This is a genomic window from Kribbella albertanoniae (genome assembly GCF_004348455.1).
Lineage (GTDB): Bacteria > Actinomycetota > Actinomycetes > Propionibacteriales > Kribbellaceae > Kribbella > Kribbella albertanoniae.
Genome location: NZ_SMKA01000079.1, coordinates 24,198 through 30,235, shown reverse-complemented (window position 1 = coordinate 30,235; position 6,038 = coordinate 24,198). Strand labels below are relative to the sequence as shown.

The window sequence follows — 6,038 nt, the reverse complement described above, 5'->3', positions numbered from 1 at the left end:
CCCCAGCACCCAGCCACAGCGACCCCTGGGCCACCAACGCCACCCCAACAGCCGGACCGTAACCCCGCCCCCGCTCCACTAACACGACCGCAACAGCCGGCCCCACCGGGCCGGCCCGCAGTCATGCCCACGGCCCTCTACCGGCCACCCCCACGCCGACCGCCCAGTCACAACCGGGACACACGGACATCTGGACATCGCCGGTTGCGGAGGCGGGGGCGGAGCCACCACAACCGATCGACCGGGCAGACCTCGTCCGGACACGCGGCAGCTCCAGCCCCGCCTTGGCTCCGACCGACCTATGCGGCGCGCCTTTCCGATGATCGATGCCGCCTCGCCCCTGTCCGACTCTGCTCCCTGCATCGACTCCGGGACGGTCCGGCCGCAGCGGCGCGGCAAGCTCGGGGCGACCAAAGTTGTCCACGACTCAGCAACCGGCATCGACCGGCCCCAATGCACCTGACCCCAGCACGGCATGGCAACAGATCAGCCGCAATCCACCTACGTCCCGGGACAGCAACCACAGCACGCCAGCCGCAAGCCACCTGGATCCAGGGGACCGCAACCACAGCCCGGCAGCCCCAGGCGACGGGAAGTTGGTCGCACGCCGCAACCATCCCCCTCAGCCACCGCATCGCCCAACCACCCGGCTTTGATCGGACGCAGCGGCGACCAACCACCGCAGACGTCCCCGGCCGAGTCAACGCCCTGCTGTTGTTACCGACCACACTGGCCCGCCTCCGCCGCTACCCCGAACGCAACCAGGAGCCGCTAGCCGCGGGCGCAGCGGTCAGGCACGATGTCGGCCAACCACAACCCGTCGACCCAGACGATCGGAAGTCGGTCGCACGACTCAGGCAACCCCGCCACCGCGTCACACAGCCACCCGGCCTTGAGGTTCTTCTGGTTGGTGCGCGGCTTCGTGCGTCGCCTGCTCACGCGTCACTCGGATGCGGCCGGTGAGGTAGGGCGGTGGCTGATCGCGGGCTGCGGCCGGCTGAGAGTGGACGCGTGGCTTGGCGGGTCTATGGCTGAGCTGGATGGTGCGGCTGCAACCAGAAGGTGGACGTTGCCTGGGCCGACGGGCTGTGGTTGCTGCTAAGGATAGGAGGCCTCGCAGCTGACCCGGCGCGGTGGAGACAGCTCGGACCGCTGGGTACGGCCACGGTGATCGAAGCGGATTGGGCGGTTGGGTCCCGTCGCGGTGGTCGAGGCGGATCTGGCGTTCGGGATGCCGGCCCCGGTGAGCCGGCGGGGCTAGGCCAGACAGGGGCACCCGTGTACACCTAATGGGGACCTCGGACACCTGACCAGATGTCCGCAGTCCCCAGTAGGCGACCGCAGTACGCGCGGCCGGTCCCCGAAACGGGCGTCGACGACGGATGAGGAGAGTCAGCCGCGGTTGTAGGGCTGTACTGCGGCCTTGCTGCTGCCGATCCTCAGGTTGCGGAAGTCGGAGCGGAAGGTCGCGCCGGGCTGGTAGTCCTTGTACATGCCGAACTTGATCCTGAATTGGTTCGCGAAGGAGTCACCGTCGCAGTTGGAACGCGTCGCGTAGCCGAAGTACTCGTCCTGCTCGAAGACCTTCTCCTCGACGGTGGTCGCTCCCACTCGCTTGTGGTAGACCGCGATCGTGCCCTTCGCCGCACCATCGTGGTAGGGCGCCACGTGGTACTTGATGACGAACGAATGCCACTCGTTGGTCCCGACGCTCCTGGTCGCCATCGCCTTGTTGTACTCCAGCTCCATGCCCGGCTCCTCGCCGCGGCGGACGAACTGGACGTTGTGTCCGTTGCCGGCGCCGGACTGGATGCGCACGCCGCCGATCGGGTTCGCGGTGCACTGCCACAGCTGCATCACGTACGCCCCGCTGCCCCTCACGTCGTCGACGCCCGCGGGAATGCGAACGTCGAACCCGACCCACACGTCGGTGTGGAACGGCAGGTCCCGGTCCGTGGCCAGCTCCGAGCGGTCCCGGAGGGTATCTCCGTCAGCGTCCTCCCAGTTGTCGTTGACGGAGTCGAAAATGGCACCCGGGTACCTGAAATCCTTGTCCGTGCGGAACGTCAACGCTCGCGCCTCCGAGGTCCCGGTGATCTGCGGTGACTGCCCCGCTCCCTGGCACTTGCCCGTTGCGACCCGGACACCACGCTCCCAGAGATTGCCTCCGGCGCTGATCTCCGGACTGCACAGCTGCGGATCCCGAATCTCCCAGCTCTCACCCGCGATACCCATCGCATAACTGGGGACCGTTGCCGCGTCGGCAGGTCGCGCCTTCGTCACTGCGGCGATACCCAGCGAGGCACTCAGCGCCACCGCCACCGCGAGAACCGTTGTCTTTCGAGCAAGTGGACCAGGGGGCGAGATCCTCGTGAACATTCCGGTTTCCTTCCGATGGTTGAGCTCGGCGGAAACGCTAGAGGTCGGCGCTTGCGCAGCGCTGCCCGTACGCCACCCGTACCAAGAGCCGGTCAGTGGAAGATGTGACTGGGGACGGCGTTGGCCGGGACCTTGTAGCCGGCTGGGGTCAGGTGGAGATGGTCGCCGTAGGCGGGGAGGAGACGGAGTGGGTCGGCGGCGTCCTGTTCGGCATCCGAGCCGGACGACGTCACCCGGATCCGCGAGCTGGTCATCCGGCAGACGACCGCACCGGCTTGATGAGCGCGGCACCGTAGGCCAGTAGCCAGACGACCCAGAGCAGCCAGCCGGTGAGCCCGATCAGACCGAAGACTCCACCGCGGTCGATCACCAGCGGCGTCAGTACGGCGGAGCTCAAGGTCAGCGTGGCTGCGGCGAATCCGAGTAGTTCGTGCCAGCGGCGGATGAGTCCACAGCGGAAGCCGGCGATGGACAGCCCGATCAGCGCGATCGCGAGAAACGTGCCGTTGATGGTGAGCAGCGCATCCTGCAACGGCCACAGTGCATTCGCCGCGCCGGGCTGCTGCACCATCGCCAGCCTGGCTGCGACAACCCCGACGAACACCGCGGTCTGGAGGAGGAGCCCGGCGATACCGACCAGCGACCAGGCCTCGCCGCGCCGACGTTCCAGCGGCCAGAGAACCGTGAAGGCGCCGGCCGCGAAGAGCACGATGCCGAACCAGGCGATCGGCGTCAGCGCCGAGGACCATTGCACGAGCCCGCCGTGATCGGTCACGAACCTGCTCGCCTCGCCGGGGTCGGCTCCTGGTGATGGATGCCCGGCCGGGACTGTGATCAGGTTGCCCAGGACGATCAGAGTGGCGAAGGCGATCGCGCCGAAGCCACCGACACGGTTGAATTGAGTGATCATCTATTCATTATGACAGGCGTAAAGTGAATACCGAAGAGGGAGGACGTGAGTGAGCGAGGACAGCGGATCCGGCACGGAGCGGCGGCAGTACGAGTCGTTGCGGCGGACGGCACAGGCCCAGGAGACCCGAGCCGAGATCGCCCGGGCGGCGCGCGAGCTGTTCATCGCTCACGGGTGGGCCGCCACAACGGTGCGCGATGTCGCGCGCGAGGCCGGCGTCTCCGTCCCGACCGTCTACGCGACCTACGGCAACAAGACCGGCCTGGCTCTCGCCCTGGCGGACTCGGCTGACCTGGCCGCCGACCTGCCACGCCTCGTCGAAGAACTCGCCGACGCTGAGCCCCGCGACCAACTCGCCGCCATGGCCGCCTACGACCGCCGCCTCTACGAGCGGGCCGGGGACGTGATCCAACTGGTCCGTGACGCGGGCCGCACCGAACCCGACCTCGCGAACACATACGACGACGGCCGCCGCCGAGCCGACGAGGCCCGCCACCAAGTCTTCACCTCATGGCCCGCAGGCACACTGCGCGTAGACGTCGCCCAAGCCCTCGACATCTACGCCGCGCTCTGCACGATCGACGTCTACACCACCCTCACCGTCGAGCGAGCCTGGTCCCCCGACCAGGTCCAGACCTGGTGGGCCGAAACCCTCCCCCAACTCCTGCTAACCCCCAGCTGAAGCGGTGCGCTGTTCGATGGCGCGCACCACCGCGACCATGTCCGCGCTGTCGAGTCCGAGCGCCAGCGTTTCGCCGTACAGGCTGTGACAGATGTCGAGCAGCGGTACGGCGATGCCGGTGGCGCGGGCCTGTTCGGCGATCAGCCGGTTGTTCTCCAGGACGTTCGCGATCGACGCTTGTACGTCGAGGTCGCCGGTGACGAGTTTTCGCACCTTCACGCGGGACACGCTGCTCGCCATCGGCCCGGCGTCAAGCACCTCGGCGAACTGGCTCAGATCGAGCCCGTGCTCGGCGGCGAAATGGGTCGACTCGGCGAGGCCGGTGACCATCGTGATCAAGAAGATGTTCACCGCGAGCTTGGTCAGCAGCCCGTTCGGCACCGGACCGCAGTCGAACGTCTGATGGCAGAGCGGGCCGAGCAGCGGGCGGACCTGTGCCACCGCAGCGGGCTCGCCGGCCAGCATCGCGACCAACTCGCCGGCCTCCGCGGGCTTGCGCGAGCCGGACACCGGCGCCTCGACATAGCTCCCGCCGGCGGCACGGACGGCGGCTTCGAGTCCACGTGAATACTCGGGTGACGTCGTACCCATGTGCACGATCGTCCGGCCGGCAACCGCTGAGAATGCCTCGGTACCGCGGCCGAGGACGGCATCGGTCGCCGGGCCGTCGGCCAGCATCATCAGCACGACCTCGGACTGCCGGAGGACCTCAGCGGGCGAGTCCGCGACCTTCGCACCGGCCGTACGGACCACGTCGCAGCGATCGGGTGAGCGGTTCCAGACGATCGGCGCCGTACCGGCTCGGGCCAGGTTGAGTGCCATCGGCTGACCCATCACGCCGAGACCGAGGAAACCGATACCCATCGACGACTCCGTTCTATGACGACTGTCATAGAACGGTACTATGACGGCTGTCATAGAGCCAAGGGAGATCCCGAATGAACCGGACTCCGCGCGAGCGGATGGTGTACAGCGCGGCCCAGCTGATCCGAGCGCGCGGGCCGGCCGGCATCGGCGTCCGCGAGATCGTCGAACACGCCGACGCGCCGCGCGGGTCGTTCCAGCACTACTTCCCCGGCGGCAAAGGCCAGCTGGTCGGCGAGGCAGTGCTGTGGGCAGGCGACTTCGCCGCGCAGTGGGCCGCCCGCTACCCGGAGACCACCCGCCATCCGACCCCGAGCGGCCTGTTCGCCCACATGGTCAAGCCCTGGAAGGACGAGTTCGCCAAGCGGGGCTACGAGCGCGGCTGCCCGGTGATGGCCTCCGTCGCCGACCTCGGCGGGACCGACGACCCGCTCACCACCCAGATCCGCACCGCCCTCGACCACTGGGAGCAGGCCGTCACCCAGGAACTGATCCGGATGGGCATCCCTCGCGGCCGCTCCCGCCGCCTCGCGGTCCTGATGATCAGCACCCTCGAGGGCGCGATCATGTTCGCCCGCCTCCGCCAAGACTCCACCCCGCTCACCACCGCCGTCACCACGCTCGCCCCAGCTCTCATCCCCTGACCGACGAGTTGTCAATGTTTCAGTGACACCTGGGTTGTCAACGGATCGATGACGTGTTATCACTATTGGTGCGTGTTGACACCGACGTGAGACAGACGATGGAGGTGGAACGATGTTGATGCGCACCGACCCGTTCCGGGAGTTCGACCGGCTGACCCAGCAGCTGACCACGGGGACCTGGTCACGCCCGAGTCCGATGCCGATGGATGCCTACCGATCCGGCGACGAGTACGTCGTGGCCTTCGATCTGCCGGGCGTCACGCTGGACGCCATCAGCCTCGACGTCGAGCGCAACGTGCTGACGGTCAAGGCCGAGCGCAGGCCGGCCGCGGTGGACGAGGGCGTCGAGATGCAGGTGGCCGAGCGGCCGCTCGGCGTGTTCTCGCGCCAGCTCTTCCTCGGCGACACCCTGGATGCCGACCGGATCACCGCCGAGTACGACAACGGCGTACTGACCTTGAAGATTCCGGTCGCAGCCCGGGCCAAGCCGCGCAAGATCAGCATCACTGGCGCCCGGACCGGCACCGAGCAACAGCAGCTGAACGCCTGATCGTTCAGG

The 6,038-nt window shown here is 67.9% G+C and carries 8 protein-coding genes; 3 read left to right on the top strand and 5 right to left on the bottom strand.

The features are described from left to right. Positions 1–771 precede the first annotated feature (771 nt). The 4 genes from E1261_RS45335 to E1261_RS18825 all read right to left on the bottom strand — a co-directional run bounded on the left by E1261_RS45335 (position 772) and on the right by E1261_RS18825 (position 3,289). Positions 772–939, bottom strand: coding sequence for a hypothetical protein (locus E1261_RS45335; protein WP_165952559.1), 168 nt, complete (start codon positions 937–939; stop codon positions 772–774). A 453-nt stretch (positions 940–1,392) separates the two neighbouring features. Continuing rightward, complete coding sequence (locus E1261_RS18830; protein WP_165952558.1) at positions 1,393–2,322, bottom strand: heparin lyase I family protein; 930 nt, start codon at positions 2,320–2,322, stop codon at positions 1,393–1,395. 149 nt (positions 2,323–2,471) lie between these two features. Beyond that, the gene (locus tag E1261_RS45330; protein WP_165952557.1) at positions 2,472–2,633 is read right to left on the bottom strand and encodes a hypothetical protein; all 162 of its coding nucleotides are present in this window, start codon (positions 2,631–2,633) and stop codon (positions 2,472–2,474) included. After that, positions 2,630–3,289, bottom strand: a complete 660-nt coding sequence (locus E1261_RS18825; protein WP_202874823.1) for a hypothetical protein — start codon at positions 3,287–3,289, stop codon at positions 2,630–2,632. Before E1261_RS18825 ends, E1261_RS45330 begins: the two co-directional genes overlap by 4 nt. A 49-nt stretch (positions 3,290–3,338) precedes the next feature. Here E1261_RS18825 and E1261_RS18820 point away from each other — a divergent pair, with 49 nt between their 5' ends. Beyond that, a complete protein-coding gene (locus tag E1261_RS18820; protein ID WP_132408186.1) occupies positions 3,339–3,971 on the top strand; it encodes a TetR/AcrR family transcriptional regulator in 633 nt (210 codons plus the stop codon). Here the strand turns inward: E1261_RS18820 and E1261_RS18815 are convergent. Further along, complete coding sequence (locus E1261_RS18815; protein WP_132408185.1) at positions 3,957–4,835, bottom strand: NAD(P)-dependent oxidoreductase; 879 nt, start codon at positions 4,833–4,835, stop codon at positions 3,957–3,959. The two genes, E1261_RS18820 and E1261_RS18815, sit on opposite strands and share 15 nt — an antisense overlap. Before the next feature lie 74 nt (positions 4,836–4,909). On the opposite strand from E1261_RS18815, the gene E1261_RS18810 reads away from it, so the two are divergent. Both E1261_RS18810 and E1261_RS18805 read left to right on the top strand, forming a co-directional pair. Next, a complete protein-coding gene (locus E1261_RS18810) occupies positions 4,910–5,479 on the top strand; it encodes a TetR/AcrR family transcriptional regulator (RefSeq protein WP_132408184.1) in 570 nt (189 codons plus the stop codon). Positions 5,480–5,591: 112 nt separating this feature from the next. Then, positions 5,592–6,029: an Hsp20/alpha crystallin family protein gene (locus E1261_RS18805; protein WP_132408183.1), complete on the top strand. Its 438-nt coding sequence runs from the start codon at positions 5,592–5,594 to the stop codon at positions 6,027–6,029. Positions 6,030–6,038: the final 9 nt, after the last annotated feature.